This is a genomic window from Phytohabitans maris, assembly GCF_031085175.1.
In the GTDB taxonomy this organism is placed as follows: Bacteria; Actinomycetota; Actinomycetes; order Mycobacteriales; family Micromonosporaceae; genus Phytohabitans; species Phytohabitans maris.
In genome coordinates, this window is sequence record NZ_JAVHUY010000011.1 from 182,386 (window position 1) to 198,197 (window position 15,812).

Annotated in this window: 12 protein-coding genes; 10 read left to right on the forward strand and 2 right to left on the reverse strand. The window is 71.6% G+C overall.

What is annotated here, in order from left to right:
* The first annotated feature begins 49 nt into the window (after window positions 1-49).
* From RB614_RS14240 to RB614_RS14270, 7 genes are all read left to right on the forward strand, one after another.
* Entirely contained in the window at window positions 50-1,633 is a 1,584-nt protein-coding gene (locus tag RB614_RS14240; protein ID WP_428983001.1) for an FAD-dependent monooxygenase, read from the forward strand.
* Window positions 1,634-1,708: 75 nt separating this feature from the next.
* Window positions 1,709-2,317: a hypothetical protein gene (locus RB614_RS14245; protein ID WP_308712946.1), complete on the forward strand. Its 609-nt coding sequence runs from the start codon at window positions 1,709-1,711 to the stop codon at window positions 2,315-2,317.
* 83 nt (window positions 2,318-2,400) lie between these two features.
* The gene (locus RB614_RS14250; protein WP_308712947.1) at window positions 2,401-3,003 is read left to right on the forward strand and encodes a hypothetical protein; all 603 of its coding nucleotides are present in this window, start codon (window positions 2,401-2,403) and stop codon (window positions 3,001-3,003) included.
* 74 nt (window positions 3,004-3,077) lie between these two features.
* Window positions 3,078-4,022, forward strand: a complete 945-nt coding sequence (locus tag RB614_RS14255; RefSeq protein WP_308712948.1) for a hypothetical protein — start codon at window positions 3,078-3,080, stop codon at window positions 4,020-4,022.
* Window positions 4,015-6,246, forward strand: coding sequence for a heavy metal translocating P-type ATPase (locus tag RB614_RS14260; protein WP_428983002.1), 2,232 nt, complete (start codon window positions 4,015-4,017; stop codon window positions 6,244-6,246). Before RB614_RS14255 ends, RB614_RS14260 begins: the two co-directional genes overlap by 8 nt.
* Before the next feature lie 303 nt (window positions 6,247-6,549).
* Window positions 6,550-7,215 (forward strand): slipin family protein, encoded by a 666-nt coding sequence (locus tag RB614_RS14265; RefSeq protein ID WP_308712949.1) that lies wholly within the window; start codon window positions 6,550-6,552, stop codon window positions 7,213-7,215.
* A gap of 207 nt (window positions 7,216-7,422) precedes the next feature.
* Window positions 7,423-7,545, forward strand: coding sequence for a hypothetical protein (locus RB614_RS14270; RefSeq protein WP_308712950.1), 123 nt, complete (start codon window positions 7,423-7,425; stop codon window positions 7,543-7,545).
* A 3-nt stretch (window positions 7,546-7,548) separates the two neighbouring features.
* On the opposite strand, the gene RB614_RS14275 is transcribed toward RB614_RS14270, so the two are convergent.
* Together RB614_RS14275 and RB614_RS14280 are read right to left on the reverse strand one after the other, a co-directional pair.
* Window positions 7,549-9,165: a hypothetical protein gene (locus RB614_RS14275; protein WP_308712951.1), complete on the reverse strand. Its 1,617-nt coding sequence runs from the start codon at window positions 9,163-9,165 to the stop codon at window positions 7,549-7,551.
* Between the two features lie 134 nt (window positions 9,166-9,299).
* Entirely contained in the window at window positions 9,300-11,486 is a 2,187-nt protein-coding gene (locus RB614_RS14280; RefSeq protein ID WP_308712952.1) for a glycoside hydrolase family 127 protein, read from the reverse strand.
* A 157-nt stretch (window positions 11,487-11,643) separates the two neighbouring features.
* Between RB614_RS14280 and RB614_RS14285 the strand changes: the two genes are divergently transcribed.
* The 3 genes from RB614_RS14285 (at window position 11,644) to RB614_RS14295 (ending at window position 15,785) form a co-directional block, all read left to right on the forward strand.
* The gene (locus tag RB614_RS14285; protein ID WP_308712953.1) at window positions 11,644-13,059 is read left to right on the forward strand and encodes an FAD-dependent oxidoreductase; all 1,416 of its coding nucleotides are present in this window, start codon (window positions 11,644-11,646) and stop codon (window positions 13,057-13,059) included.
* A 102-nt stretch (window positions 13,060-13,161) separates the two neighbouring features.
* Window positions 13,162-14,907, forward strand: a complete 1,746-nt coding sequence (locus RB614_RS14290; protein WP_308712954.1) for a lipase family protein — start codon at window positions 13,162-13,164, stop codon at window positions 14,905-14,907.
* 95 nt (window positions 14,908-15,002) lie between these two features.
* On the forward strand, window positions 15,003-15,785 hold the full coding sequence (locus tag RB614_RS14295) for a DUF899 family protein (protein WP_308712955.1): 783 nt from the start codon (window positions 15,003-15,005) through the stop codon (window positions 15,783-15,785).
* Window positions 15,786-15,812 lie beyond the last annotated feature (27 nt).

Here is a 15,812-nt window from a genome sequence, read left to right on the forward strand (position 1 = left end):
CCCCAAGCATTGCCATGTGACGCCGACGTCACTGTGTCTGCGACAGGGGGTGGACCTCTTGGCTACGCCAGCACTACGTACCGAGGTACTCGTGGTGGGAGCCGGGGCGGTTGGTGCAATTCTCGCTTTGGAATTGGCACATCACAATGTCGCATGCATTGTGGTCGAACGGGCGGTGACCGGGCCACGCCATCCGGGCCTGGACTTCCTGGCCGGGCGCAGCATGGAGCTGCTGCGCCGGCTCGGGCTGACGGAGCTGATCCGCGAGCACGGCGTCAGCCCCGACCACCCGACCGGCCTGGAGTGGAGCCAGGGGCTCGACGACCCGCCGATCCTCGTCTCGCCCGGCGGCCCGGCCGGCGTGGAGTCCGACGACGGCGGCGGCCCGGCCGAGAGCCACCAGCTGGTGTCCGGCGCCCAGCTCGCCAAGCAGCTGCGCGACGCCGTGCGCCGGCATCCCCTGGTCGACCTCCGTGAGGGCTGGACGTTCACCGGCATGCGGGTCGAGCCGGACGGCGCGGTGGCCGAGCTGGTCGAGGTGGGCAGCGGCGACCGCCACTTCGTCGAGGCGCGCCACGTGGCCGGCTGCGACGGTGCGCACAGCACGGTGCGGCGCTGCCTGGAGGTGCCGATGGAGCAGCTGGCCGCCCCGGCGCGGCACTGCTCGGTGTACTTCCGGAACGAGGACCTCACCCGCCGCTTCGCCCGGCGCGGCCTCTCCACGGTCATCGTCGGCGGCGTGGCGCTCGTGGCGCGGGGCGACCACGACACCTGGGTCGGGCACCTCGGCCTCGCGCCCGACGAGCCGATCACCACGGACCCGGTCGCCATGCTCCGCGCGATGCTCGGCGTACGGCTGGACGCGACCGAGGTGCTCGGCGTGACCCAGTGGGACGACTCGCTGGCGGTGGCGACCACCTACCAGCGCGGTCCGGCCTACCTGGTCGGGGAGGCCGCCCACCGGTTCCACCCGGTGACCGACAGCGCCGACATCAGCATCGGCGACGCGATCGACCTCGGTTGGAAGCTCGCCGCGGTGATCAACGGCTGGGGCGGTCCGGGCCTGCTCGCCAGCTACGAGCTGGAGCGGCGCCCACGCGCGTTGATCGACCGGGAGATGCTGGCCCGGTCGCTGGAGACCCGGCGCAGGTTCAGCCGGCTGGCCAAGGCCGGCGCGACCCGCGAGTTGCTCGCCGAGGTGTTGCAGCAGGAGCCGCACCTGCTCGGCACCGCGGGTGTCCAGGTCGGCGACCGGCTCGCCTCCTCGGTCATCTGGGCCGACGACCGTCCACAGTGGCCGGGGCCGGACGAGGCGCCGCCCACGATCGCGCCGGGCGGGCGGCCACCGGCGGTACGGCTGGCCGACGGCTCGCAGCTCTTCGACCGGCTGGGGCTGGAGCTGACGCTGGTCGACCTGACCGACGACGACGCCGGCCGGCCGCTCGTCGACGCCGCCCGCGAGCGCGGGATCCCGATGGCACACCTTGTCACCACGGATCCGGCCGTCCGTGCCCGGTGGGATCACCCGTTGGTGCTCGTACGGCCAGATCAGCACGTCGCGTGGCGTTCGGGAGCCGCGCCGGACGACTGGGACACCGTGCTCGATCTGGTTACGGGGCGTAAGACCACGTGAATACGTCATGTGTGAGACCGGACTGTCCGGACAGGCTCACTCCAACCCCTGGAGCAGCGACAGAGAGCAGGTCCGATGACCCTGGCGATCTCCAACCCCGACCTCTACCACACCGTTGTCGGTGAGTGGCACCGGCGCCTCTCCACCACCGGATCCACGAAGCGCAGCCACTGGCGCACCAAGGTCATCTACTTCCGGTCCGTCGCCCGGCTCCTCGCGACCCACCCGGGGGTACGGCTCACCTGGCGGCGGATCGTCGAGATGGCCGGGCCGGACGGGAGCCGGAGCACCTTCTACGAGGTCGCCGGGGCCCACGCGCGACATCCACTCATCGACGCCTTCATCCAGGACGGCCGGCTCGACTCGATCCAGCTCGCGCTCTGCTACCGCCGCCCCGACGCGGTCACCCAGCTCGTCGACGAGACGAAGGTCTGGTCCTTCTGGCCGTACCGGGAACGCCTGCTGGCCGCGTTCGCCGCCGAGCCGGTGCCGGCCGAGGCGATGGAGGCCGCACTCTCGGAGGCGCTGACCATCTGGGCCGGGCGCAACCCGGGGCTGGCGGCCGCCCTGGACCACGCTCCGCCGGCCTGCGCGGTGGAGGATCTCATGATCATCAAGGGCCGGCAGGTGGCCGCCTTCCGCGCGACGAACGAGCTGAGCGCCATAATCCGACGCGCCACCTGAGGTAAGAACTACGCGTTCACGTCATGGCAAGAGCGCGCCGCCTCCGCACACTCGATCCCCTCCCCTCGAGACGAAGGGTCGGCATGAGCGACAAACGATCAACGACCTGGACCAACCCCGCCACACCCTCGATCCGGTACGGGCCGTTCGCGCGGATCTCCGACTGGTGGTGCGGGGGGCGCGACGGCCGGAAGGGCATCCCCTCGGTGCCCGAGGAAGCCCGGCCGGGCACGCCGCAGGCCGAGCTGAGCACGCCCCGGATGATGTTCCTCGGCCAGCTCGGCGTCGGCCGGATCGAAAAGGAATGGATCACCTTCCAGATCGAGGTGGCCGGCCTCGAAGCGAAGCTGCGCGATGCCATCGCCCGGCGGGACGCGCTCGCGCTGGAGCCCGGCGGGGCCGCCCGGCTGGCGGCCGCCCACGCCGAGATCGCCCACCTGGAGGAGCAGATCAAGATCGGCCTGCGGGTGACCCGCCGGCGCGCGTCGATGATCGAGGCGTACGTGCGGCGGCGGTGCGCGGCGTACCTCACCCGCCTCGTCCGCCGGCACCCGGACGGCGCCCGGCTCAACCACCTCATGCGCCCCCGCTGGCCGGATCAGGTCGACTGGGCCCGGGCCAGCCTGGGGCCAGACGTTCCGGCCGCCGTGCCGCGAGCCGGCGTCCTCGGCGTACGGGGCAGCTGAGCGGCGGGAGTGGCCGGCGCCTCATCGACCGCCAGCGACTTGATACCCTAGGGGGGTATGGGTACGCTGGCCGCATGAACACGCCAACCAGGATGGCCGGCTACGCCCTCGGGCTGGCGGCGGTCTTCGCCGCGGCCCTGGGCGCCGGCAAGGTGGTGGGTGGCCCGGAGCCGGCGCCGCCGGTGGCCGCCCACGACGGCGGTGGACACGGGGACGGCGGCGACGGCGGTCACGACAGCGCCGCGGCCGAGATGCCCGGTGGCCTGCAGGTCGCCCAGGATGGATACCGCCTCAGCCCGGTCAGCGGTGGACTCCCGGTGGGTGACCCGGCGCCGTTCCAGTTTCGGATCCTCGGGCCGGACGGCACGCCGGTCACCGGCTACACGCCGACCCACGAAAAGCAGCTGCACCTGATCGCGGTGCGCCGCGACCTGACCGGCTTCCAGCACGTCCACCCCACGATGGCGGCGGACGGCACGTGGTCGGTCCCGCTCGCCGCGGACGCGCCGGGGCAGTACCGGATCTTCGCGGACTTCCAGCCGGCCGCCCGCGCGCAGGCGCTCACGCTCGGCGTGGACGTACCGGCCCGGGGCGACTACCGGCCCGCTCCCCTGCCGGCCCCGGAGCGCTCGGCGACCGTCGACGGCTACACGGTGACGCTCGCCGGCGACCTCGTGCCCGGTACCGCGTCGAAGCTCACACTCACCGTCAGCCGGGGCGGCCGGCCGGTCACCGACCTCCAGCCCTACCTGGCGGCGTACGGGCACCTGGTGGCCCTGCGCGACGGCGACCTGGCCTACCTGCACGTACACCCGGACGGCGAGCCCGGCGACGGCAGGACCGCCCCGGGACCAGAGATCACGTTCTACGCGGAGGTCCCGTCCGCCGGGGCCTACCGGCTCTTCCTGGACTTCCAGCACGCTGGGAAGGTACGTACGGCGGCCTTCACCGCGACGGCGGGCGGCGCCGAGCTCCCCGCGGCGCCGGGCCACGACGACGACGGGCACACCCATGGCTGAGGGAGGAGGACGCGTGACGAACCTCGTGGAGCTGGAGATCGGCGGCATGACCTGCGCGTCCTGCGCCTCCCGGATCGAAAAGAAGCTCAACCGGATGGACGGGGTCAGCGCCACGGTCAACTACGCGACGGAGAAGGCGGCCGTGACGGTCACCGACCCGGCGGTGAGCGTGGCCGACCTGATCGCCACGGTGGAAAACACGGGGTACACCGCCGCCGTCCCCACGCCTGAGCCGGAAGCCGAGACGCCCCGGGAGGCGGACCCGCTCCGCACCCGCCTGCTCGTCTCGATCGCGCTCACCGTCCCGGTGGTGGTGCTGGCGATGGTGCCGGCCTGGCAGTTCGAGTACTGGCAGTGGCTCTCGCTCACGCTCGCCGCGCCGGTCGTCGCGTGGGGCGGGCTGCCGTTCCACCGGGCCGCCTGGGTCAACCTCCGGCACGGCGCCGCGACGATGGACACGCTGGTGTCGATGGGCACGCTGGCCGCGTTCGGCTGGTCGGTGTGGGCGCTGTTCTTCGGCACGGCCGGCGAGCCGGGCATGACCCACCCGTTCCGCTTCGCGATCGAGCGGGGTGACGGCTCGGGCAGCATCTACCTGGAGGCCGCCGCCGGCGTGACGGTGTTCATCCTGGCCGGGCGCTACTTCGAGACCCGGGCCAAGCGCCGCGCCGGCGCCGCACTGCGCGCGCTGCTGGAGCTGGGCGCCAAGGACGTCGGGGTGCTGCGCGGCGGCGCCGAGGTGCGGATCCCGGTGGCCCAGCTCGCGGTCGGCGACCGGTTCGTGGTCCGCCCCGGCGAGAAGGTCGCCACCGACGGGGTCGTGGAGGAGGGCTCCTCGGCCGTCGACGCCAGCATGCTGACCGGTGAGTCGGTGCCGGTCGAGGTGGGCGCCGGCGACGCGGTGGTGGGCGCGACGGTCAACGCGGGCGGCCGCCTGGTCGTACGGGCCACCCGGGTCGGCGCCGACACCCAGCTGGCCCAGATGGCCACGCTCGTCGAGCGGGCGCAGACCGGCAAGGCGCAGGTGCAGCGGCTGGCCGACCGGATCTCCGGAGTCTTCGTACCCATCGTGATCGCGATCGCGGTCGGCACGCTCGGCTACTGGCTGGGCACCGGCAACGGCGCGACGGCCGCGTTCACCGCCGCGGTGGCCGTGCTGATCATCGCCTGCCCGTGCGCGCTCGGCCTGGCCACGCCCACGGCGCTGCTGGTCGGCACCGGGCGCGGCGCCCAGCTCGGCATCCTGATCAAGGGACCCGAGGTGCTGGAGTCGACCCGCACCGTCGACACGGTCGTGCTCGACAAGACCGGCACGGTGACCACCGGCCAGATGGCGCTCGTCGACGTGACGGCCGGCGCCGGCGAAGACCGCGACGAGGTGCTGCGGCTGGCCGGCGCGGTCGAGGCCGGCTCCGAGCACCCGGTGGCACGCGCGATCGCCAGGGCCGCCGCCGAACGCGGCGCGCTGCCTCCGGTCGAGGGCTTCCGGAGCACGCAGGGCGTCGGCGTGGAGGGCTCCGTCGAGGGGCTCGGCGTTACTGTCGGTCGCCCTGCCAGCGGGACTCGCGTACCAGATGATCTCGCGGCGGTGATGCGGACGGCGGAGGCCGTCGGGCGGACGGCCGTGGTGGTGTCGTGGGACGGCCGTGCCCGCGGGATCCTGGCCGTCGCTGACGCGGTCAAGCCCACCAGCCGGGCGGCGGTGGCCGCCCTGCGCCGGCTCGGCCTCACGCCGGTGCTGCTCACCGGTGACAACGCGACGGTCGCGAAGGCCGTCGCGGCCGAGGTGGGCATCGACGAGGCGGTCGCCGGGGTGCTGCCGGCCGGCAAGGTCGACGTGGTCAAGCGCCTGCAGGACGAGGGCAAGGTCGTGGCGATGGTCGGCGACGGCGTCAACGACGCCGCCGCGCTCGCCCAGGCCGACCTCGGGCTGGCGATGGGCACCGGCACCGACGTGGCGATCGAGGCCGCCGACCTCACGCTGGTGCGGGGTGACCTCACCGCCGCCGTCGACGCCATCCGCCTCTCCCGGCGCACGCTCCGCACCATCAAGGGGAACCTCTTCTGGGCCTTCGCCTACAACGTCGCCGCCCTTCCCCTTGCCGCCGCCGGCCTGCTCAACCCGATGATCGCCGGGGGTGCGATGGCGCTGTCGTCGGTCTTCGTGGTCAGCAACAGCCTGCGGCTGCGCGGCTTTACCGGGTCTGCTCCAGGGTCCCGCTGACCGTTAACCAGATGCGCGGCGCGGTGGAGATCCGTACCGTTCTCGTTGGAGACAGTCCAGCGGCGCGCCGGCATCGCCGACCGCGTTCCGCGCATTGGGGTCTTCAGCCAACGGTAAAGCCGACAGGCCGAGGTTCGAATCCTCTTTCCAGGAGCGGCCCCGCGCGACCCTGCCCGTGAGGGCGGCGGTGGTGCGGCCCTGCGGGCCCGCGACCACGGTCGCGGACGCCCCCGCCGCGCCATCGTGGGGTGGCGCGGGGTCCGCTCCGTCCACTGTGGGCATAGGCTCGTACGGAGGTGAGAGATGGCAAAGGTCACCGTCATGGACTGGGAGCGTCGGGTGCGGTTCACCGACGGGCGCTTCGACGAGGTGCTCGCGCCCGGGCGGCACCGCTACAACAGCCGCCGTTCCCACCTGCTCACCGTCGACATGCGACAGCGCAGCACGCTCGTCCAGGGCCAGGAGCTGCTGACCGCCGACGGCGTCACCGTCAAGGTCTCCGTCCTGGTGGTCTGGCGGGTCACCGACCCGCGGGCGTTCCTCACGGCGTCCACCAATGTGGAGTACGACCTCTACACCGCGGCCCAGCTCGCCATCCGCGACGCGGTCGCCACCACGGCCTTCGACGACGTCCTGGCCGACCGCGGCCGGCTCTCCGCCGGACTGACGGAGGCGACCGCCGCGCACCTGGACGGCCTCGGCGTCGAGCTGGTCTCGGCCACGGTCAAGGATCTGATGCTCCCCGGCGAGCTCCGCCGCGCCGCGACCGAGACGCTGCTGGCCCGCGAGCGCGGCAAGGCCGAGCTCGAGCACGCCCGCGCCGAAGCGGCCGCGCTCCGCACGCTCGCCAACGCCGCGCGCCTGCTGCAGGACCACCCGGCCCTGCTCCAGCTCCGCACCATCCAGGCGGCCGCGACCCCAGGCACGACGGTCGTCCTGACCCCTGACCCCAGCTACATTCCCCGCTGAGCCACCGCCGGGCCCGCGACCGCGGGCCCGGCACTTTCACTCGTTCGGGGTCGGCCGCACGCTCTCCGGGTACGCCGTCGCGGTTGTCCCGCTGCCCGTACAGCTCGCAGTGCGCCGCAGCGTCCATGAACTGACAGTCGCATGTGGACTCATAGCGATACGGTCCGCCGGTCCAGGTTTCTGGTACCCCTCGAAAGGCGGAATCCCATGTCGACTCCGAAGGCGCTCGCCATCGGCGGCGGTACAGCGGTGGCGCTCGGCTCGTTGGCCTTGGTCATCACCCGCGACCTCGCCGTGCTCACCGGCCCGCTGGTCTGGTTTCTGTTCTGACGGCTACGACAGGGCGATCACGTCGTAGTGGTCGAGGCGGTCGACGGTCAGCTTTAGCTTGCCGCCGCGGCAGGTGTACCGCGGCGACGCCGGGCGGCCGCGGTCCGGCGAGACCAGCGTCAGCGCGCGCGGGCAGGAGGGCAGGTCGGCTTCGACGGTGAAGCCGGCCTGCGGCACGATGCCGCCGTCGTAGTTGTGGTTGACGAGGTGGATCGTGCGCCTGCCGGTGTCCCGCCGTACGAGCAGGCTCGCCGAGACACCGGCCGCCCCGACGCGTACGGGCTCGGGGGCGATCGCGTTGTCCGTGAAGAGCGCGCGGTGCTCCTTGTAGAAGCGGGTGTAGGTCTTGAAGAAGTCCATCATCCCCAGGTCGGTCGCGGTGGGGCTGCCGACCGTGTCCTTGAGGTGGAAGGCCGGGAAGATGCCGTTCGCGTACGCCTCCGCGCCGAAGATCTGCCAGTAGTCCTTCTTCTCTTCCAGCGGCAGGTTGAGGTAGTTGGTCATCATGTCGTTGGGCCAGTCGATGAAGACCACCACCGGTACGTCGCCGGCGATCCGGGCGCTCTGGTCCTTCAGGTAGCGGTACTGCGACTGGAGCGACTTGGCACCGTTGAGGTGGCCGTCGACCACCGGCACGTAGTCGGCGCCGCGGAAGTCGGGCGTCTGCTCGTCCGGGTTCCACGGATACATGCCGACGCTGTTGAAGTCGACATAGGGCCACAGCCCGTTCGAGGAGACGAGGATGCGCCGGTGCTTGGTCCGCCACGCGTACGCCCGCGTCTCGTCCACGATCTGCTTCCAGTACCGCCGGAGGTACGTCGCGGTGAACGACGTGTCCTCCGCGTACATCCGGTTGGCGACCACCCGTCCCCACTCGGGAGCCAGCGGGTTGGCCGCGTTCAGCGGGTCGAGGTTCCAGCCGCCGGCCCGCAGGTACTCGCGGTAGTTGAAGTTGGCTTCAAGGTCGCCGGCCGGGACGTCGCGGCGCGGGAGGTTGTCGTCGGTCATCCCGAACCGCGACTTCCAGTCAGCGGCGGTGAAGGCCGGATACTTCGCCAGCAGGTACCGGTTGAAGTCGGCGATCGCGTAGTCGTCGAACCCCTCGTTGCCGTTGAAGCCGTACTTCGAGCCGCCGCTGAAGCCCGCGTTGACCTCGTCGAAGTTGACCCCGTCGACGCCGCCGTCGACCTGGATCCGGGCCCAGGACAGCAGGTACTCGCGGTAGCTGGGATTGAAGATGTTGCCCCGCCGCGCCGGCTCCGGAAAGCCGAACTCGTCATGGGGCACGGGATTGCCGTCCGCGTCCCGCGTCGACATGTCGTCGAAGACCTCGGCCGTGGCGAAGTCTTTGGGGAAGATGACGCTGGCCGTGCCGCTCCCCATGAACGTGATGCCCTTGGCGTGGTAGCGCCCGATCTGCGCGAAGTTGTAGTCGGCGGCCTCGTCGCCGGCCGTCGACCACTTTCCGATCGCGCGGATCGTGGTGTCCGGGTCGAGCTCGTAGACCTGCGGGTCTTCCTCGTGCACGTCGGACTGGCTGAACCCGTACACGACGAAGTCGTCCGGGCTGGCGGTGGCCCCGGCGGCGGATGCCGGCTGCGCCGGGACCGCGAGGGCCACCGCCACGATGCCTATCGACCAGCGTGTCGCTCGAGATCGCCGTGGCATCGCGTCCCCCCGGCCGTAGCTTCGGCGCTGCCTGTCGGCAGATTCCCGAAGCATAGGCCGGTGCCATCAATATAGGAAGTCGTCAATTAGTCGATTCGTAGGTCGTCCCGGGCGGCGAGGGCGGCCGACATCACCGCCTCGCGCTCGGCCCTGCTGAGCCGCCCTTCGTCCGCCCACCGGATCGAGACCCGCCGCACCTCGCCGACGAACCGGTCGTGGTCGGGGAACGGCGCCGCCGCCCAGACCGCGTCGAGCAGTGTGGTGCCGTCAGCGGCGGCGCGGTTGGGTACGCCGGAGTCGTGCGTGCCGAAGACCACGGTCGGCTCGTGGCGCCGGAAGTAGATGTGCTGTGCCTGGGTGTCGCCGACGTAGAGCGGGCGGAGCGTGTGCCCGTTCGTGGTGAATGTCCCGTCTCCCCCGGGCGTGATCGCGTGACCGAGCCCGCCGTCGAGCTTGACGTCCTTGTAGAGCGAGAACTCCCGGTACGCCGGGTCGGTGCTCAGCGCGGGCAGCACGATCGGCCCGTTGAAGATGGTCTGGGTGTCCGGGCGGTCGAGCGCCTTTTCCACCCGTAGCCGGAACGGCAGCGACACGTGGATCGTGTCGCCGGTGTGCCACCGCCGCCGCAGCCGCAGGTACGTCCCCGGCGTCATCGGCCCGCCCCGCTCGCTGCCGTTGACGCTGACCCGGAAGCCGGTGGCCCACGAGGGGATGCGGAGGTGGATGTCGAGCCACCCCTCGCCGGTGACGGTGAGCGTGCTCTCCTCCTGCCGCGGGAAGTCCGTCACCTGGGTGATCGTGAAGCCGCGCGCCGCCCAGTTCAATGTGGACCCGACGTACAGGTTGACGTAGAGCGCGTCGTTTTCCGCCGACCGGAAGTAGATTGACTCCTGGTACTTGGTGTGGTTTTCCAGCCCGGTGCCGCCGCAGCAGGTGCCGGTGTTGCCAAAGCCGCGCACGCTGCCCGGAGTGAGCGGCAGGAAGTACGTGACGTTGGGGCTGGTGGTGCTCTCCGTGTCGCGCCGCGAGCCGAGGATGTGGTTGAGCAGCCCCCGCTCGTAGTAGTCCATATAGGTCGGATCCGGGTCGTGGAAGAAGAGGTTGCGCGCGACCTTGAGCAGGTTGTACGTCGTGCACGTCTCGGCGCCGTTGCCGGCGATGGAGTTGGCGATGTTGCCACGCGGCTGGAAGAGCTCGGCGTTGGTGTTGGCGGCGAGGTCCGGGGTGGCCGGCCAGGTGCCGCTGGTGCCGCCGTGCGCGTACATGCGGTGCGGCACCACCATGTGCCAGAAGTTCTCCGCCGCCGTGTAGTACTCCGCCTCCTCGGACTGGTCGAAGACCCGCAGGTAGCCCAGGAACTGCGGCACGTGGGTGTTGGCGTGCAGCCGGGTGAGCACGTCGCGGTCCTCGACGGTCGCGCCGAAGAGCGACTGCCGGTTGTCGAAGCACTTGGCGGCGACCAGGTAGCGCTCGTCGCCGGTGATGGCGTGCAGGTCGGCCATGACCTCGTTCATCGCGCCGTACTCGCCGGCGATGTAGATCGCCCACATCCGGTTGAGGGTCTCGCGCGGCAGCACGGAGAGGCGGCTGTGCACCCAGTCGCCCATCTTGGTCACGATGTCGAGCGCCTGATCGTTGCCGACCAGCAGGTACGCGTCGAGCAGGCCACGCATGATCTTGTGGCACGTGTAGTAGGGCGCCCAGATCGTCGGGTACGTGGCGAACGACTCCAGCCGCACGAACTGCGTCTCCGGGTATGCGGCGAGGAAGCCCGGATGGCTGTAGAGCCCGCTCGCCGCCAGCGCGTCCTGGCACTTTCCGAGCTCGGTGACGATGTAGTCGACCTTGTCCCGGAAGACCGCCTGCCGCGTCGACGCGTACGCCTGGGCGAAGAGGGTGATGAGGTGGCCGCTGTAGTGGCCGCGGAGGTTGCCGGTCGCGTCGTCCCAGCCGCCGGGTGGCGAGGACCCGGCCGGCGTCGGCAGGCCCGCGGTCACCCGGAAGTTGTGCAGCACGCGGTCGGCCGGGTATGCGGCAGCGAAGGTGAGCACCCGGTCGCGCTTTTGCGCGAAGACGGTGCCGTCCTGGAGCGTCACCTGGTCGAGCGCGAACGGCTTGACCCGCCAGCTCGGGTTTTGGTCCAAGAAGTCCGCCTGGCTCAGTGCCCGCTCCGTGGCGGCGTAGGAGGAGCCGGACAGGGCCGGCCCGATGACGGCGCCGACACCCACCGCGCCGGCTGCCCTGAAGAGTCCACGTCGGTCGATCGAAACCATGACACGCCTCTCCCGCGCTATGTGTTAGCGCGAACATGCCCGGCTTGATCCACAGCCTAACGAAGGATCAGCCGAGCCGGAAGGGCCCGGACCCTCATGATCGAGGAATTCCCATACAGTGAGGCCGTCTCACGTCCGTATGGAGAAGGAGATCGCTTTGGGACTCACCCGGAAGCGGATGCTCGGCCTCATGGGCGCGACGGCGGCAGGGTCTGTCGCCGCCTCGCTGAGCCCGTCCGCCGCCCAGGCCACGGCCCGCGGGACCGCCGCCGCCTTCGCTGAATCGCACGTGATCCACCGGGATGTGTGCGTGATCGGGGGTGGCTCGGCCGGCACGTACGCGGCCACCCGCCTCGGAGACTTCGGCAAGAGTGTGGTGCTGGTGGAGGCGAAGGACCGGCTCGGCGGCCACACCGAGACCTACCACGACCCGGTCACCGGCGGCACCGTCGACATCGGGGTCATCGTCTTCGAGGACGACCCGCTGGTGCGCGCCCACTTCGGCCGCTTCGGCGTCGACCTCGTCCCGGTCGGCGGCTTCGGCACGGTCAACCGATACATCGACTACCGCACCGGGCGGCCGGTCGACTACACGCCACCGCAGCCGGCCGCGCTGCCGACCTATTTCGAGCTGATCAGCCAGTACGGGCCGATCGACACCGGGTACGACCTGCCCGACCCGGTGCCACAGGACCTGGTCGCACCCTTCGCCGACTTCGTCGACAAGTACCACCTCGGCTCGGTCGTGCCGCTCATCTTCAACTACGGCCAGGGCCTCGGTGACCTCCTCGCCCTGCCCGCGCTGTACGTGATCAACAACTTCGGCGTGGGCGTCGTGCGCAACATCCTGTCCAACTCGTTCATCACCACCGCCGCGCACGACAACAGCCTGCTGTACGAGCGGGCCACCGCCCACCTCGGCGACGACGTGCTGCTGGAGGCGCAGGTGCTCCGCGTCGACCGGACGCCCGGCGAGGTGCGGGTGCTGGTCGCCACTCCGGACGGACCGCGCCTGATCCGCGCCGGAAAGCTCGTCGTGACCATCCCGCCGCTGCTGCGCGGCTTCGCCGGCTTCGACCTCGACGCGGTCGAACGCTCGCTGTTCAGCCAGTACGTCAGCGGCGCCTACTACACCGGCGTCGTACGGCTCTCCGGCGTGCCGGAGGGCGTCAGCCTGGAGAACGTGGCCGCCGACACGCCCTACAACCTGCCGCCGCTGCCCGGGCTCTACCAGGTCAGCCCGACCGGCATCCCGGGCCTGTACAACGTGAAGTACGGCAGCCCGGCGCCGCTCTCCACCGACCAGGTCCGCCGCAACATCCGGGCCGACATCGAACGGATCGCGAAGGCCGGCACCTACCCGGTGAAGTTCGAGGAGCTCGAGGTCTTCGCCAGCCACACCCCGTTCGAGATCCACGTCTCGCCGGAGGCGATCGCCCGCGGCTTCTACCGCAAGCTCAACGCCCTGCAGGGCCGCAACCGCACGTACTACGGCGGCGCGGCCTTCTCCTCGCACAACTCCACCCGCGTCTGGACCGCCCTCGAACGCATCCTCCCGTCGATCGCCGCCTGAGCGGTCGCTGGGGCTGGCTCGTCCGTGTGTAACGCTTCACGGGCGAGTCAGCCCGGCGTGTTTGCGCGGTTACTGTGTGCGATGGATGCCAGCATGCCCGGCATGGACCTCGCTGTTCTGGGCTGGGCGTGGCGGGCGGCGCTGGGCGTGCTGTCGCTCGCGCTCGGGTTCGCGCTGCTGCTGCGGCCGTTCGACTCGTTGACGCTGCTGATCGTGCTGATCGCGGTCGGCCTCGCGGTGGATGGCGTCCGGCGGCTGGTCGGAGCCGACCGCGACGTACGCGGGCTCGTGGTCGGTGGCCTGCTGCTGGCCGCCGCGGTGCTGGTGGTGGCCTGGCCGGCGATCTCGGTCTCCGCGCTCGCCGTCGTGGTCGGGGTGAGCTTCCTGGTCAACGGCGTGCTCGACCTGGCCGCCGCCGCCCCGCGCCGGTCCGCGCTCTGGGGTGCCGCGAGCGGTCGGGCCGGGCGGGTGGCCGCGCTGCTCTCCGGGGCGGCCCTGGTGATCTTCGGAGCGCTGGCCCTGATCTGGCCGGACGTGACGATCCTCGTCATCGGGATCGGCTTCGGCGTCCGCATGATCGTCTTCGGCGCCAGCGTGATCGCGCACGCGCTGCGGGACGGGCGGCGCCCCCGCGCGAGCGGGAAACCCCTCCTGCGGGTACTCGACCTGGCCGGCCGGGGCCTGCTGCTCGCGCTCGCCCTCGCGCTGCTCGCGGCGAGCATGTACCTGCACCGCGCGCCGGGCCACCCGACCGCCTTCTACTCCGCGCCGCGCGAGGTGCCCGCGGAGCCCGGCCGGCTGATCCGCAGCCAGCCGTACACGCACGGCATGCTCGACGGCACCCGCGGCTGGCTGATCCTCTACACCACCACCGGCGTACGCGGTGAGCCGCGGTTTGCCTCGGGCTTCGTGATGGCCCCGGACCAGCCGAGCGCGGTGCCCCGGCAGGTCGTCCTCTGGACCCACGGCACCGAGGGCGCGGACGTGGCCTGCGCGCCGACGCTGCTGCCCGAGCCGCAGCCGCTGATCGGACCGGTCGCGGCGATGCGGCAGGAGATCGCCCGGGGCCGGGTCGTCGTCGGCCCGGACTACCCCGGCGCCGGCGTACGGGGACGGCAGAGCTACCTGATCGGCGTGGACGAGGGGCGCTCGTCGCTCGACGCGGTGCGCGCGGCCCGCCAGCTCGACGGGGTGAGCCTCGCCGCCCAGACCGTCGTGTGGGGACACTCGCAGGGCGGGCAGGCGGCGATCTGGACCGGGATCCTCGCGCCCGCCTACGCCCCCGAGGTGTCCATTGTGGGCATCGCCGCGGCCGCGCCCGCCAGCGACCTGCCCGCGCTCGTCGACTCCACGCTCAAGACGCCGCTCGGCCAGGTGCTGGGTACCTTCGTGCTGCGCGCCTACGCCGAGACGTACCCGGACGTCCGCGTCGACGAGTACGTCGACCCGCGCCTGCGCACCGTCTACCGGGCGATGTCACGCCGCTGCGTACCGGCCAGGTCCACAGTGGTGTCCGGGCTCACCGCGATGGCGGCGCACGGCTCCCTCTTCTCCCGGACCCCGACCTCCGGCCCGCTCGCCGCCCGCCTCGCCGAAAACGTGCCGAGCGGGCCGGTCGCCGCACCGCTGTACATCGCCCAGGGCACCGCCGATCCGCTCGTGCTCCCGTCCATGCAGGACGGTTACGTCGCGCACCGCTGCGCCACCGGCCAGCCGCTGCGCTACCAGACCTACGCCGGCCGGGACCACCTCTCGCTGGTGGCCGACGACTCGCCGTACATCGCCGATCTGACCGCGTGGACCCAGGACCGCTTCGCCGGCGTACCCCAGCGGAACACCTGCGGTTAGCCGCGATGAGTTTCGGCCGGGTCAGCCGTCTGTTCTGGTGAGCCCCTGAAACGCCGCACGACACTGACCCGGTACGAGACACAACGGAGGACACCATGGCCACCACGCCGCACGAACCGACCGGCGCGCTGCCCGGCCGCCCGCCCGTCGTCGACCTGGCCACCTGGCAGGCCGCCCGCGACGAGCTTCTGGTCCGCGAAAAGGCACACACCCGCGAGGGGGACGCCATCGCCGCGGCTCGCCGCCGGCTGCCGATGGTGGAGTTCGACGGTACGGTCGAGGTCGTCGGACCCGACGGCCCGGTCCCGTTCCTGGACCTGTTCCAGGGCCGCGACGAGCTCGTCGTCTACAAGCACATGTGGTACGACGGCGCGCCGCACCAGGGGCAGTGCGAGGGCTGCACCACCACGGCCTGGCACCTGCGGGACGCCTTCTACCTCAACGCCCGCGGCGTCTCGTTCGCCATCCTTACCACCGGCCCGTGGGACGAGGTGGCCGCCTTCGTCGAGTTCATGGGCTACACCGAGCCCTGGTACTCGGTGCGCGGCGTGGACGGGCCGGCCGGCGGCGACATGGGTTTCCTCACCTGCTTCCTGCGCGACGGCGACCGCACGTTCCTCACCTACTCCACGACCGGTCGCGGCAACGAGCGGGTCAACGCCGCCTTGGGGCTGCTCGACATGACGCCCTACGGCCGCGGCGAGGCGTGGGAGGAGAACCCCGAGGGCTGGCCCGAGGGGCGGCACGCGTGCTGGACCTGGCGCTCGGACGCGGACGGAAAGCACACCTGGGGCCCGACCAGCCGCCCCGTACCGCAGTGGACCCGCCCCGGCGCCACGCCCGTGGAGACCCTCGGCCGGCAGGGCCACCACCACTGACCGGCGTTCCCGGTCGGGCGCCGGGCC